This is a genomic window from Dactylosporangium sp. NPDC048998 (genome assembly GCF_043197855.1).
GTDB lineage: Bacteria > Actinomycetota > Actinomycetes > Mycobacteriales > Micromonosporaceae > Dactylosporangium.
Genome location: NZ_JBICTV010000008.1, coordinates 45,929 through 59,640, shown reverse-complemented (window position 1 = coordinate 59,640; position 13,712 = coordinate 45,929). Strand labels below are relative to the sequence as shown.

General features: G+C 71.8%; 10 protein-coding genes. 7 read left to right on the top strand and 3 right to left on the bottom strand.

Annotation, left to right across the window (positions count from 1 at the left end; translation table 11 throughout):
* A partial coding sequence (locus ACGFI8_RS20540; protein WP_392806977.1) for a glycoside hydrolase family 11 protein occupies positions 1-825 on the bottom strand: 825 nt, incomplete at its 3' end.
* 439 nt (positions 826-1,264) lie between these two features.
* Here ACGFI8_RS20540 and ACGFI8_RS20535 point away from each other — a divergent pair.
* The 5 genes from ACGFI8_RS20535 to ACGFI8_RS20515 all read left to right on the top strand — a co-directional run bounded on the left by ACGFI8_RS20535 (position 1,265) and on the right by ACGFI8_RS20515 (position 7,152).
* Positions 1,265-2,287 (top strand): LacI family DNA-binding transcriptional regulator, encoded by a 1,023-nt coding sequence (locus tag ACGFI8_RS20535; protein ID WP_392806975.1) that lies wholly within the window; start codon positions 1,265-1,267, stop codon positions 2,285-2,287.
* Between the two features lie 106 nt (positions 2,288-2,393).
* Positions 2,394-4,412: a hypothetical protein gene (locus ACGFI8_RS20530; protein ID WP_392806974.1), complete on the top strand. Its 2,019-nt coding sequence runs from the start codon at positions 2,394-2,396 to the stop codon at positions 4,410-4,412.
* Positions 4,413-4,517: 105 nt separating this feature from the next.
* Positions 4,518-5,261: an ABC transporter ATP-binding protein gene (locus ACGFI8_RS20525; RefSeq protein WP_392806972.1), complete on the top strand. Its 744-nt coding sequence runs from the start codon at positions 4,518-4,520 to the stop codon at positions 5,259-5,261.
* The gene (locus ACGFI8_RS20520) at positions 5,258-6,448 is read left to right on the top strand and encodes a hypothetical protein (protein ID WP_392806971.1); all 1,191 of its coding nucleotides are present in this window, start codon (positions 5,258-5,260) and stop codon (positions 6,446-6,448) included. Before ACGFI8_RS20525 ends, ACGFI8_RS20520 begins: the two co-directional genes overlap by 4 nt.
* 77 nt (positions 6,449-6,525) lie before the next feature.
* Positions 6,526-7,152 carry a hypothetical protein gene (locus ACGFI8_RS20515; RefSeq protein WP_392806970.1) on the top strand — a complete coding sequence of 209 codons (627 nt, stop codon included), beginning with the start codon at positions 6,526-6,528 and terminating at the stop codon, positions 7,150-7,152.
* Between the two features lies 1 nt (position 7,153).
* Here the strand turns inward: ACGFI8_RS20515 and ACGFI8_RS20510 are convergent, their stop codons facing one another.
* Together ACGFI8_RS20510 and ACGFI8_RS20505 are read right to left on the bottom strand one after the other, a co-directional pair.
* Entirely contained in the window at positions 7,154-8,089 is a 936-nt protein-coding gene (locus ACGFI8_RS20510; protein ID WP_392806969.1) for an ornithine cyclodeaminase family protein, read from the bottom strand.
* A complete protein-coding gene (locus ACGFI8_RS20505) occupies positions 8,086-9,102 on the bottom strand; it encodes a proline racemase family protein (RefSeq protein ID WP_392806967.1) in 1,017 nt (338 codons plus the stop codon). Before ACGFI8_RS20505 ends, ACGFI8_RS20510 begins: the two co-directional genes overlap by 4 nt.
* Before the next feature lie 627 nt (positions 9,103-9,729).
* On the opposite strand from ACGFI8_RS20505, the gene ACGFI8_RS20500 reads away from it, so the two are divergent.
* Complete coding sequence (locus tag ACGFI8_RS20500) at positions 9,730-12,531, top strand: PQQ-dependent sugar dehydrogenase (RefSeq protein ID WP_392807356.1); 2,802 nt, start codon at positions 9,730-9,732, stop codon at positions 12,529-12,531.
* Between the two features lie 15 nt (positions 12,532-12,546).
* Positions 12,547-13,704 carry a ThuA domain-containing protein gene (locus ACGFI8_RS20495; protein WP_392806965.1) on the top strand — a complete coding sequence of 386 codons (1,158 nt, stop codon included), beginning with the start codon at positions 12,547-12,549 and terminating at the stop codon, positions 13,702-13,704.
* Positions 13,705-13,712: the final 8 nt, after the last annotated feature.

Sequence of the window (13,712 nt, the reverse complement as noted above, 5' to 3'; positions counted from 1 at the left end):
CGTCACGGTCCAGGTGTTGGAGCCGGTGACGCTGACGTTGAGGTTGTAGCGGTCGCTCCACTGCTGGCCGGCCGACAGCGTCGCGGTGCAGCTGCCGCCGCCTCCACCGCCGCCACCCCCGCCGCCGCCTCCACCGCCGGTGGAGCCGAGCGTGATGTTGGAGTTACCGCTGCTCTGGTAGCCCTCGGTCGCCAGGATCATGTAGTTGAAGTTGCCCATGTTCATGCCGTAGCGGCCCCACGCGTCGAAGTGGTTGCCGGTGGTGATGGTCCCGCCCGTCCGCTTCGACTGCCGGACGCTCCAGTACTGGTTGAACGTCGCGGTGCCCTGAATGGAGGGGGCGTTGTACCGCGTCGTCTCGTAGATGTCGTAGGTGCCGCCGTCGCTGGTGACCGTGCCCTTGTACGTCCCCGTGGGCCGGTAGGTGCCCCAGTTGTCCACGATGTAGTACTCCACGAGCGGGCTCGTCGTCCAGCCGTACAACGACAGGTAGGCGTTGCCGGACGGGTTGAAGCTGCCGGAGTAGTTCACGCTCATGCGCCCGCCGGTGCTCCAGCCCTTGCCGGCGACGAAGTTTCCGACGTTGCTCCACGAGGTGCTGTAGTTGCCGCCGGAGCCGAGGGTCATGGAGGACGACCCGCCGCCGTCGGTCCAGAACGAGTAGAAGTAGCCGTTGTTGGTGCCGGTCTGGTTCGTGGTGATGGCGGCGTTGGCGGTGCCGGGCAGGATCACCGCGGCCACGACCATCGCCATGGCACAGGCGCTGCCGAGCAGCAGCCGGGTGCGGCCGCGTCTGCGACTCGCGCGTGCGGGGGCGTCGTTCATGTGCGTGCTTCCTCCTCGTGAGGCAGGCGGGGGTGTCGGGGCGGCGCGATACGACTCGGCGAGTGTCGGCGGCCGGGAGTGGCGGCCACCGCGCACCGGCGTCGTAGCGCCGCGGGGATGGCCGGTCGTCGTGCGGTCGACGGGCGGAGAACCGGGTCGTTTGGCGGTTGGCCCGGATCGACAGTGGTTGAAGTCTGTCGATGGCGACAGTATTGGTCCGCCGCCGTCGCGCTGTCAACGATTCCCGGAAAGATTACGGAAGGGAACCGTCGGCCACTTTCGGGTGCTGATCGCGGGTGCCTGGACTCGATGGTGGTGCGTGCCGGGCTGCGTTGGGGCTGCTTGCGCCGGTAGTCTTTCGGTAGCCTTCCGAAAGATTTGGACGGCGCTTCCGGGTCCGCTCTGCCGCCGGTGGTACGGCTGAGAGAAGATGATGCTCGTGACAGTCGATGACGCAAGCAGGGTCACCATCACCGCGATCGCGCGGGAGGCCGGTGTTTCGGTACCGACCGTGTCACGGGTGCTCAACGGGCGGTCCGACGTCTCGCCGCAGACCCGCGAGCGGGTGGAGGCGATACTGCGCGAGCACGGATACCGGCGGCGCACGAGCCGTAACCGGGTGGCGGCGGGCCTCATCGACCTCGTCTTCAACGACCTGGACAGCCCATGGGCCGTCGAGATCATCCGCGGCGTCGAGGAGGTGGCGCACTCGACCGGCATCGGCACGGTCGTCTCGGCGATCCACGGCCAGCCCGCCTCGGCCCGGCAGTGGCTGCAGAACCTGCGCGCCCGGGCCACCGACGGCGTGATCTTCGTGACCTCCGACCTGACCCCGCCGCTGTACGCCGAGTTACGCCGGCTCAACATCCCGCTCGCGGTCGTCGACCCGGCCGGCGTGCCGGGGATCGACGTTCCGACGATCGGCGCGACCAACTGGGCCGGCGGCCTCAGCGCCACCGAGCACCTGCTGTCGCTCGGCCACCGCCGGATCGGCTTCATCGCCGGGCCCAAGCGGCTGCTGTGCAGCCGGGCCCGGCTCGACGGCTACGGCGCGGGCCTGGCCGGCGCCGGCCTGGAGATCGACCCCGAGCTGATCCAGCAGGGCGACTTCTACCACGAGTCCGGCTGCGCCGGGGCCGACGCGCTGCTGGCCCTCGACCGGCCGCCGACGGCCATCTTCGCCTCCAGCGACCAGATGGCGTTCGGCGCCTACGAGGCGGTCCGCCGCCGCGGCCTGCGCGTGCCCGACGACATCTCCGTGGTCGGCTTCGACGATCTGCCGGAGAGCCGCTGGACCTCGCCGCCGCTGACGACCGTCCGGCAGCCGCTCGCGGAGATGGGCCTGCTCGCCGCGCGCACCGTCCTGCGGATGGCGCAGGGCGAGGACATCGAGACGCCCAGGTTCGAGCTCGCCACCGAGCTGGTCGTCCGGGACAGCTCCGCCGCCCCGGCCGGCCACTGACCCCTCATGCTCCCGCGCCGCTTGCGCTCGAGTAATCCGTAATCGCTGCATCACGATCCGTCCCTCGATTCCCGGGCGAGTTGTCGGGTTCGGATAGCATCGACGCGTGCCGAGACACGGGGAGGTCGGCATGTCGTCGCCAGAGCCTGAGGAACCGCCCACACCACCGCCGCAGTGGCACCCGTGGCAGCCGCTAGCCTGGGCGCCGCCGTCGCGGCCCGCAACCGCGTCGCCGTCGGCGCCTCCGGGCCGGCGCTGGCCCGTCGTGGCCGGCGTCGCGCTCGCCGTCGCCGCCGCGATAGTCATCGGCGTGGGCGCATACCTGGTGCCCGGCGGCGCCCCGCAGGGCAAGGAGACGGGCGAGTCCGGCGCCGACCCGACCCGCAAGCTGGCGTACGAGCTGCTCGTGGAGGCCGCCGGCAACCTGCGCGCCGCGCCGGCGCAGCACTACGGCGGCACCGTCACCACCCCCGGCGGGCAGCAGGTGCGGGTCGACGGCCAGGTCACCGTCGACGGCATCACCGTGGCCACCGTCGACATCGGCGGCGGCCGCGGCGAGCTGCTCGACCTCGGCGACGACGGCACCTTCGCCCGCGGCGACGCCGCGTTCTGGTCCGCGGCGCGCACGCCCGGCTCCGCGGAAGCCTACGGCGACTCGTGGGTGCGGATCGACTTCGACGCGCTCGGCTTCGACCTGCGGGCCCTGATCCCGCAGGTGCTCGCCGCCGACCTGCTGCCGGGCGGCGGCGACGACGAGGCCGAGCCGGCCGCCACGGACCTGCCCCGGCTCGGCGACGCGGGCACGATCGGCGGGGTCGAGGCCCGGCAGGTGCACACCGGCGACGCCACGGTCTGGATCAGCACGGCCGCGCCGGCCCGCATCGTCCGCGTCGAGTCGGCCGGCGCCGATCCATCCGCGCCGGCAGCGTCCGATTCCGCGGCACCGCCGGTGGGCCCGTCGCTGCGCAGCAGCCGGCACGACAACGGCGGGGGAGCGGCGTTCGTGCTCGCGCGGGCGCCGTCCGACACGCTCGCGCTCGACTTCGCCCCGCTGAGCCGCGCCAAGACCGGCGAGCTTCTCCAGGCCGTCCAGCGGCGCGTCGCCGGGCTCGTCGACGCGCTCGACCCGCAGGTCGGCTTCGTCATCGACGGTCAGATCAAGGTCGGGCCGTGCGGGCAGACGTCGTGCCTGGCCGTGGTCACGGTCAGCAACACGGTGACGGCGCGCTCGCCGTACGTTCACCCGGTCCGGCAGGCCAACGCCGCGGTCACCATCGACCTGACCCTCGACGGCCGGCCGCTGAAGACCTGCACCGAGCTGGTGTCGATGCCAGTCGGCGGGCAGGCCACCGCGCGGTGCTCGGCCACCTACACGCTGCCGGTCGCCACGGTCGGCCACAACTACTACATCGAGGCGCGGGCCACCGCCTCCTCGCGGGCGCTCGTCCAGGCCGACGTCCAGCGCATTATCGACCGGCTCGGCCCAGCGACGACGAGCGGGCCGGGAGCCTCACCGACGAGGACGAACGGACAGGGAGCCGGGCCGACGGCGACGAGCGGGGCGGGAGCCTCGCCGGCGTGGAGCGGCGAGGCCGGTGCGCCGCGGTGCCTGGAACCGACCGGCGCCGACGGCGGGCCTGGGCAGTGGCGCCCCCTCGACCGCGCCGCCGCCCGGGACCGGGTGACCTACCAGGAGCAGGTCACCGGCGTGAGGCATGGCAGGGAGTATCGCGTCGGGGATCGAGACTTCGACGGGTACCGCAGCGAGGGCGACACCCATGTGCTCGTCGAGGCCGAGGGCGGCGGCAACGCCTGGCTGCTCTGGGGCGTGCGGGTCGGCGACGGGGGCACGCTCACCTACGTCGACGACGAGGGCGCGTCCGAGGCCGCCATGCGGTGGGGCGAGCGGGCCCGCGCGCGGCTCGACGGGCTGATGCGCGAGCTGCGCGGACGGCTCGATCAGCTCCGCACCGTCCCCGGCGCCAGGCTGCGCTTCGTCGCGGCCGAGCCGGAGGTGCTGGACAAGTTCCGGGCGTACGCTCGCACGCAGCTGACGCCCGAGGACCTCGCCCGCGTCGAGTGGCGGCACGCGCCGGTGGACGGTGGCTTCGCCGGCTGCGGGTGAGGCCGGATGATCCCGGGCGGTCGCCGCTCAAGGCCGATGCGGTCCGTCGGCGCCGGTGAGGTCTCGGGAGCGGAACGCCGGCGACGCTCAGCTAAGGTGGTCCGGGTGGCTGTACTGATCACGGGATGTTCCTTCCAGTACCGCAAGAGCGTTGCCGTCTTCCGTGACCTGAACCTGGAATTCCAACCAGGCGCGACCGTCCTCCTGGGCCCGAACGGGGCAGGTAAGTCCACATTGCTCTCGCTGATTGTGGGACTGCTGCAGCCCGACTCCGGCACTGTTCGCGTCGGTGATCTCGCCAGCCACGTTCGGCGTACCCGGCAGCAGTACCGGCGCTGCGTCGGATGGCTCCCGCAGAACGTGACCGCGATGCCCGGCCCGACGGTGCGTGAACAGGTTGCCTATGCCGGCTGGTTGAAGGGGCTCAGCCGTCGCGACGCCTGGGACAATGCCGCCGGGGCGCTGCGCCGGGTAGCCATGCTTGACTTGGCGGACCGGCCCAGCAGGGCGCTTTCCGGCGGCCAGCTGCGTCGCGTCGGGATCGCTCAGACTCTCGTGCACGACGCGCAGCTGATCGTCATGGACGAACCCTCCGCCGGCCTGGATCCGCAACAGCGGCGGCGGTTGCGCGATGTGCTGAGCGCGGTGGCCGGTGACGTCGACGTGCTGGTGTCAACACACCAGACCGAGGACATCAGCGACGTGTACCAGCACGTGGCCGTACTGCATGACGGTGTCGTGCGCTACCACGGCACCGTGCCGTCGTTCTTGGCGCTCGCCGAGCCGGGCACGGACTCGTCGCGGCGTGCGGAGGATGCGTACGTCCGGCTTGTCGGCGCATCGGAATGACCATGCGCACGCTCTATTCCTGGCGTACTCGCGCCGAGACGTACGCGACGGTGCCGCTGCTGGCCCTGGTGCTGCTGCAGGGTGCGGCGGCGGTCGGCACCGCGACGCCCCGGTACTGGACCGCCGCCACTGCGAAAGCAGACCTGATGCTGTTCATCGTGGTGCCGCTGTGCGCGGCGTGCGCGGCCTGGGAGGGTGCCCGACACCGGATCGGTCGCATCGACACGTTGACCATGGTTCGCCGTTCCTGGCAGGTCGCACTCGTAGCCGTCGCCCCGACGTTGGTGATGGGCCTGCTGGGGATCGCCGCCGCCCTCGCGGCGACAGCGCCGGCCGCGGCGGGCGCACCGGGCCTCCCCGACCCATGGCTGATCGTCGTCTATCTACTGGTGATGGCTGGTCATACGCTGGTCGGCTACGGCCTCGGCCGGTGGCTGCCACCGGCCCTCGCCCTGCCGATCAGTCTGGCCGGCTCGTACGTCTGGCTGGCCTACCCGGCCGCGATCGAACCCTTCTGGATCCGCCATCTCAACGGGCTCTCCTTCGAGGGCTGCTGCGCAATCGACCAGAGCCCATCGCCCAGGGCACTGTCGGCCAGCGCCCTGTTCGCGGTCGCGCTCGGCGCGGGCGTGTTGATCGCCTTGGCTGGCACCCGCCGGATGCGCGCGGGTGGGGCCGCGGCATTGGCGGTCCTTCTTGTCGTGGCGGCCACGGTGGCTCTGCCGCTGGGACCGTCCGCCGGAGCACCCCGTACCGGAGCAGTCCGGTGCGACGGAAGCAAGCCGGTACTGTGCCTGTGGCCCGAGCAGGAGAGCTCCCGCAGCCTCATTCACGCCGCGCTCGCCTCCGCGTACGCGCGGCTGGTCGACGTCGGCATGCCGCTGCCCGCGGTCGTCACCGCCAAGGACGCCGACACGCACGATGCCATCTTCGTCGTCCTGGCGGCGCGACCAGAGCGCCGGGATGTCGTGCTCAGCCTGATCGCCAGCGCCGTGCCCGACACTGTGCCGGACTGTGCCACGCGCGGCGAGTGGCCGGGCGCGAACAACCGGGGCGCGTTGATGGTCTGGATGGCGTTGGCCGCCGGCGTGCCGGTATCGGATCTGGCTGACGTCGCACCGCCAGAGTTCATCGACCTGGCCTCGCGCGTACGGCAACTGACCGGCGAGCAACAGCTCGCGTGGTAGCACGCGAATCTGGCTCCGCTGAAGGATTGCAGCACCCAGCCCCGGCTCGACCCGTCCGCTTTCCAGGGCGGTGTGGGGTGATCTGGTGGTGGCGAACCCGCGCACTGACCGCGGTAAGCATCGCCTTCCTCACCAGTCTGGTCGCCGCGATCGTGGTTGGCGGCGAGGTCCTGCCGCTGCCAAGTCTGGCTAGTTCCCTGCTGGTGCCGGTCGCCTTCGCCTTGCTGCTGCCGCTCGTGCCGATCATTTTCCTCTGGTACGGCATTGACCGAAGCAGCGGAGATCTCGACGCTACGGCGGTACGGGCAATGGCGGTCCGCGATCTTTCGGTGGCCGCCACCATGGTGCTTGCAACCGCGGCAACCGTGGGCGTCACCTCCGCCGCCGGCTGGTGGGATCTGGGCCCTGGCTACCTGCGCAACCTTATCGGCTGTCTTGGCCTGGCACTGATCGTCGCCCCGCTGACCGGTTCGCGGTTCGCGGTTCTTGTCCCGGTCGCCGCTGTCATCATCAGCGCGCTGTTCGGCACCGGGAATGGTGGTCTAGTGCGCTGGTGGGCGTGGCCGATCGCCGACGCCCGTGCCCACCTGGCGTTCATCGAGGCCTTACTGCTGATGGTGCTCGGCGTGGCCGTCGCGTTCTGCGTCGACGGTCGAACTCGACGCCGCCGACTTCTACCCCCACGACGGGAAACGGCCGCTTAGCTCAGGCGGTCCCGCGGGCCAGGACGGCCTCGGCCACCACTAGGTCCTGCCATGCCATGCCGGAGCCCTTAAAGAGGACCGGGCCGCGGCCAAGCGTCGCGGTGCGGCGCGCGACGTCCCGCATCGGCACGAGGCGGCCGGGGGTCAGGGCGCCCTCCTCGATCGCGAGTATCACGTCGCCGCACTCGCGCAGGGCCGTGGTGACGTCCTCGACCACGACGGTGGCGCGCCGGCACAGTGCCGCGTCGACCTCCCGCGCGGCGGGCTCGTGCGAACCGACGGCCAGCACGATGGCGTGGTCGGGCAGCGACGTCGAGTCGAACAGCGGGGTGCGTGCCGTGGTCGCGCACACCACCACGTCCGCCGCCGCCAGGGCGTCCGGCAGCTCGGCGGATCCGGCGGCCAGCACCCGGACCGGGGCGGGGCCCGCGGCGGCGGCCAGCGCGGGCCGGTCCACCGCGGCCGGCGAGCGCACGACCACGTCGACGGCGGCGGGCGGCGCGACGGCGGCGAGCGTCGCGATGTGGCCGATGCCCTGCGGGCCGGCGCCGAACACCACGATCCGCAGCGGGCCGGGGCCGAGCGCGGGCCGTACGGCGGCGATCGACACCGCGGGTGTGCGCAGCGCGGTCAGGGCCGCGCCGTCGAGCAGGGCCGCGGGCTGCAGCGTCGCGCCGTCGAAGAGCACGTAGACCGCGCTGATCCGCGGCAGGCCGAGCGCGGCGTTGCCGGGCGCGACCGCGGCGAGCTTCACGCCCGCGTGCGAGGCCGACCACGCCGGCATCAGCAGCAGCTCGCCCGCGGGCAGCGGCACCGACGTGCGGGCGGCTCCGGCGGCCGGGTCCAGGCCGCCGCGCAGCGCCGTCTCGATCGCGGCGACCGCGTCGGCCGGCGGTAGCAGCCGGGCGATCGCCCCGGCGTCGAAGAACGGCATCATCGCAGCACGAACCCCGGGTTCAGCGGGTCGTGCGGGTCGACCACGAAGACGTGCTCGCCGGTCGGGTACGCCATGCCCGTGATCACCGGCACCACCGCGCCGTCCGGTCCCTCCTCGGACGGGGTCGCTCGGGCCGTGAACCGCGACCCGACGATCGAGTCGTGCAGCAGGGTCCGGCCGGGCGCGAGTTCGCCGCTCGCGGTCAGCGTCGCCACCCGCGCTGCGGTGCCCGACCCGCAGGGGGAGCGGTCCAGCTCGCCGTCGGCGAAGATCGTGACGTTGCGCTGGTGCAGCGCGCCGTCGTCGGTGGTGCCCAGGGACTCGTAGAGGATCGTGCCGTACACCCCGCTGAGCCGGTCGTCGGTCGGATGCCGCGCCACCGGGTGCGCGTCGAGCGCCCACTTCACCTCGCGGCCCAGCGCGATCAGCTCCTGGTGCTGCTCCGGCGTCACGGCGAGCCCCACCGTCGCCGCGTCGACCTGCGCGTAGATCGCCCCGCCGTAGCTCACCGCGGCGCGCACGACCCCGCGCCGCGTCGGCACCTCGACCGACGGGGCGATGAGGTAGGACGGCACGCTGACGAAGTCAACGGCGGACACCCGCCCGCCCGACACGTGCACCCGCGCGGTCACCCGCCCCGAGGGCACGTCGATCACCACGTCGGCGTGGCCGTCCGGCGGCGCCGCGACGAGGCCCGACCGTACCGCCCACGCGCCGAGCGCGATCGTGCCGTGGCCGCACGCGGTGGAGAAGCCGTCCTTGTGCCAGAAGAGGACGCCGAGCCGGGCCCCGTCGTCGTCCGGCGGGACGAGGAACCCGCCGTACATGTCCGCGTGCCCGCGCGGCTCGAAGCACAGCAGCCGGCGCAGGCCGTCGACGGCCGGGTCGTGCATCGCGAAGACCCGCCGCTCGGCCACGCTTCGGCCGCGGATCTCGACCGGCGGCTCGGGCACGATCCGGAACGGCTCGCCGCCCGTGTGGTAGTCCACCGTACGGACCCGTTCGATCTCCATCGCCTCATGACATCACATCGACGGCCACCGTCCAGCGGTCGTACGTCGAAGTCGCCAACCGGCCAAACCTTGGTCGGCGTCGGACGAAGAACGGCCGTTCCCCGGCAAGGCGCCCGCAAAGATGCTCAAATATCATAAAATATAGCGTCAAAGCGGACAAAGGGCGGCTGCGCGAGCGGCTGGGCCGGCGGGCGGCGCAGCGCGGCGCGGCCGAGTTTGGGCCGGGGCGCCTGGTCGCCGGCATCGACCGGCTGTACACCGCGATCGCGGTCGAGCGCGGCTGGTGGGCGGCGGCCGCACCGGCGCGCCGGCCGGCGTAACGTTCACGCCCGCGAATGTGCGGCTGAGGCCCGCGCTTTCGGTCGAGTCCGCAAAAGTTCTGCCAGTTCTATCGAAACATCTGGACACATCTATCCCAACCTCATAGTGTGACTCGCACGGGCCCGAGAGAGCGCTCTCTGCACGATCCGTTCGGCGCGGAGGCGGAGGCGTTCACGACGGAGGTCGAATCGCGACCACCCCCGGCTACGGCGCGGCGGCGCGCGCCCTGCCTGGCGAGTTCAGTCAGGAAGGGACGATGTGAACCGACACCCTGCAAGAAAACGATGGCGGCCGACGGCGGCCGCGCTGCTCCCGGTGGCCGCCGGACTCGGCGTCCTCGCCGCGCCGGCGGCCCCGGCGGCGGCGGCCATCAACCCGGCGGACTTCCAGCAGGTCACCCTGGCCAAGGGCGTGGCCGTGATGGGCGAGCCGATGGCCATCACGGTGCTGCCGGACCGCTCGGTCCTGCACACCGCCCGCAACGGCACCCTGCGGCGCACCGACGCCACCGGCAAGACGTCGGTGATCGCCAACATCTCCGTGTACACCCATGACGAGGAGGGGCTGCAGGGCGTCGCCGCGGACCCGAACTTCGCGACCAACCGGTACATCTACCTGTACTACGCGCCGCCGCTGAACACCCCCGCGGGCGACGCGCCGGCCAGTGGTACCGCCGCGGACTGGGCGACCTGGACGGGCGTGAACCGGCTGTCCCGCTTCACGCTCAACGCCGACTACACGGTCAACCTGGCCAGCCAGGTCAACATCCTGGACGTCCCCACCAGCCGCGGCATGTGCTGCCACGTAGGCGGGGACATCGACTTCGACGCCCAGGGCAACCTGTACCTGTCGACCGGCGACGACTCCAACCCGTTCGAGTCGTCCGGCTACTCCCCACTGGACGAGCGGACCAACCGCAACCCCGCCTACGACGCACAGCGCACCGCCGGCAACACCAACGACCTGCGCGGCAAGATCCTGCGGATCAAGGTCAACGCCGACGGGTCGTACTCGATCCCGGCCGGGAACATGTTCGCACCCGGCACCGCCAACACCCGGCCCGAGATCTACGCGATGGGCTTCCGCAACCCGTTCCGCATGTCCGTGGACAAGGCCACCGGCATCGTCTACGTCGGCGACTACGGCCCGGACGCGGGCACCACCGACCCCAACCGCGGCCCGTCCGGCCAGGTGGAGTTCGACCGGATCACCGGCCCCGGCAACTTCGGCTGGCCGTACTGCACCGGCACGAACACCACCACCGAGACGTACAACAAGTGGAACTTCGCGACCAACTCGACCGGCCCGAAGTACAACTGCGCCGGCGGCCCGACGAACACCTCGTTCCGCAACACCGGCCTGACCACGCTGCCCCCGGCGAAGCCCGCCTGGATCCGCTACGGCGGCGACGCCGGCAGCCCACCCGCGTTCGGCGGCGGCTCCGAATCGCCCATGGCCGGCCCGGTCTACCGGTACAGCGCAAGCAACCCGTCGACGACGAAGTTCCCGCAGGCGCTGGACGGCATGTTCTTCGCCGGCGAGTTCGGCCGCGGCTGGATCAAGCCCATCGTCGTCAACGCGGACGGGTCGCCGGGCACGATCGACAACTTCACGTGGAACGGCAAGCAGGTCATGGACATGCAGTTCGGCCCCGACGGGTCGCTGTACGTCCTGGACTACGGCACCGGCTACTTCAACGGCGACGCCAACTCGGCGCTGTACCGCTACGACTACGTCGGCGCCGGCGGCAACCGCGCCCCGACCGCCGTGGCGAGCGCCGACCGGACGTCGGGCGCGGCCCCGCTGACGGTGAACTTCTCCTCGGCCGGCTCGTCCGACCCGGAGGGCGGGGCGCTGACGTACTCGTGGGCGTTCGGCGACGGCACCACGTCGACGGCGGCGAACCCGGTCAAGACGTACTCCACCAACGGCAACTACGTCGCCACCCTGACCGTGCGCGACCCGCAGGGCGCCACCGGCACGGCCAGCGTGCCGATCAGCGTCGGCAACACCGCCCCGACGGTCATCGTCAACACCCCGGCGGCCGGGCAGCTGGCGGCCTTCGGCGACAGCGTCCCGTGGAGCGTCACCGTCACCGACCCGGAGGACGGCACGATCGACTGCTCCCGCGTGACGATGTCGTACGTGCTCGGCCACGACCAGCACGCGCACCAGATCACCTCGCAGACCGGGTGCTCCGGCACGATCACCATCCCCGTCGACGGTGAGCACGACGACGCGGCGAACATCTTCCCGATCTTCGACGCGCAGTACACCGACAACGGCGGCCTGACCACGCACGCGCAGAACATCCTCGCGCCCAAGCACCGGCAGGCCGAGCACTACAAGACGTCGTCGGGGGTCAACAAGTACGCCAAGACCGCAGCCGAGGGCGGCATGACCGTCGGCGACATCAACAACGGCGACTGGATCGAGTTCGACCCGTACAAGCTCAACAACGCCACCTCGTTCACCGCCCGGGTCTCCTCCGGCGGTACGGGCGGCACGCTGCAGTTCCGCACCGGCTCGCCGACGGGCACGGTCATCGGCTCGGCGACGGTCCCGGTGACCGGCTCGTGGGAGACGTTCACGACCGTGACCGGCACGATCAGCGGCGCGCCGGCGGGCACCACCTCGCTGTACGTCACCTTCGCCGGCACCGGCACGGCCGCGCTGTTCGACCTGGACAGCTTCACGTTCGTGACCGCCTCGGCGCCCACCACCAACCTGGCCCTGAACAAGCCGGCGACGGCGTCGAGCACCGAGTCGGCCGCCTACCCGGCCTCCGCCGCGGTGGACGCGTCCCCGACCACCCGATGGTCCAGCGCGTTCTCCGACCCGCAGTGGATCCAGGTCGACCTCGGCGCCACCTACAGCATCAACCGGGTCCGGCTGCTCTGGGAGGCGGCCTACGGCTCGGCGTACCAGATCCAGACCTCGAGCAACGGCACCACCTGGACCACCGTCCGGTCCGTCACCGGGGGCGACGGCGGCGAGGACGACCACACCGGCCTCAGCGCCTCGGGCCGGTACGTGCGCATCTACGGCACGACCCGCGCGACCCAGTGGGGCTACTCCCTGTTCAGTTTCGAGGTCTACGGCTCCTGAGAGGAGACACCGAACATGTTGCGCAGACTGGCTTTCTGTCTCGCCTTCGTCACCGCCACGCTCGGCCTCACCGCCGTGCCCGCCCACGCCGCGCCGGACTTCTCGGTGCTGGTGTTCAGCAAGACCGCCGGGTTCCGCCACGACTCGATCCCGACCGGCATCGCCGCGATCCAGCAGCTGGGCGCGGCGAACAACTTCTCCGTCGAGGCGACGGAGGACGCGACCCAGTTCAACGCCGCCAACCTGGCCCGGTTCAAGGCGGTCATCTGGCTGTCCACCACCGGGGACGTGCTCGACGCCACCCAGCAGACGGCGTTCGAGAACTACATCCGTGCCGGCGGCGGCTACGTCGGCGTGCACGCGGCGGCCGACACCGAGTACGACTGGGCCTGGTACGGCGGCCTCGTCGGGGCGTACTTCGCCAGCCACCCGGCGATCCAGGCCGCGACGGTCCGCATCGCCGACGCCACCCACCCGTCCACCGCCGGGCTGCCGGCGGCGTGGGGCCGCACCGACGAGTGGTACAACTACCGGACCAACCCGCGCCCGCAGGTGCACGTCCTGGCCACGCTCGACGAGTCGACGTACAGCGGCGGCTCGATGGGCGCCGACCACCCCATCTCGTGGTGCCGCGCCTACGACGGCGGGCGGGCGTTCTACACCGGCATGGGCCACACCCAGGCCACCTACGGCGAGGCGAACTTCCGCACCCACCTGCTCGGCGGCATCCGCTACGCCGCCCAGGGCACCGGCGACTGCTCGGTCGGCACCCAGCCCCCGCCGCAGACCGACCTGGCGCTCAACCACCCGGCGACGGCCTCCAGCGTGGAGAACGCCTCCTTCCCCGCCTCCAACGCCGTGGACGCGTCCCCGACCACCCGGTGGTCCAGCGCGTTCTCGGACCCGCAGTGGATCCAGGTCGACCTCGGCGCCACCCACACCATCAACCGGGTCCGGCTGGTCTGGGAGACGGCGTACGGCTCGGCGTACCAGATCCAGACCTCGGCCAACGGCACCACCTGGACCACGGTCCGGTCCATCACCGGCGGCGACGGCGGCGAGGACGACAACACCGGCCTGAACGCGTCGGCGCGGTACGTGCGCATCTACGGCACGGCCCGCGGCACCCAGTGGGGCTACTCGCTGTTCACGTTCCAGGTCTACGGCACCTGAGTCCGGCC